Origin of the sequence: Paenibacillus sp. EKM211P (assembly GCF_011066175.1) — a bacterium.
Taxonomy (GTDB): domain Bacteria; phylum Bacillota; class Bacilli; order Paenibacillales; family Paenibacillaceae; genus Paenibacillus; species Paenibacillus polymyxa.
The window spans coordinates 1-505 of sequence record NZ_JAAMNS010000052.1; the positions used below are offsets into that span (position 1 = coordinate 1).

Genomic DNA, 505 nt, shown 5'->3' on the forward strand with positions numbered 1-505 from the left:
CATTCGTCGAAGTTGCAGTGAATGTCAGCGCGTCGCTGTCTTCATCTGCGAACACACCTGCAAGGCTCACCGTCTTGATGCCGTCTGCGGCTCCTGTCGTTACATTGCTGATCGACGTTTTCACCGTCGGGGCATGGTTCACGGCTTCGGGGATCACCGGTGTGATCGTCACGTTGAACTGTGTATCCACCGTGCCACCGTTTCCGTCATTTGCCGTTACCGTAATCGTGGCTGTACCGGCGTTCACTGGCGTTATTTTCAGATCGCTTCCGTTTACCGCTACTGTGGTCACACCCACATTCGTCGAAGTTGCAGTGAATGTCAGCGCGTCGCTGTCTTCATCTGCGAACACACCTGCAAGGCTCACGGTCTTGATGCCGTCTGCGACTCCTGTCGTTACATTGCTGATCGAAGCTTCCACCGTCGGCGCATGGTTCACGGCTTCGGGAATCACCGGTGTGATCGTCACGTTGAACTGCGTATCCACCGTGCCACCGTTTCCGTC

Annotated in this window: 1 protein-coding gene; it reads right to left on the bottom strand. The window is 55.8% G+C overall.

Annotation, left to right across the window (positions count from 1 at the left end):
• A partial coding sequence (locus G9G57_RS25290) for an Ig-like domain-containing protein (protein WP_446724837.1) occupies window positions 1–439 on the bottom strand: 439 nt, incomplete at its 3' end.
• Window positions 440–505: the final 66 nt, after the last annotated feature.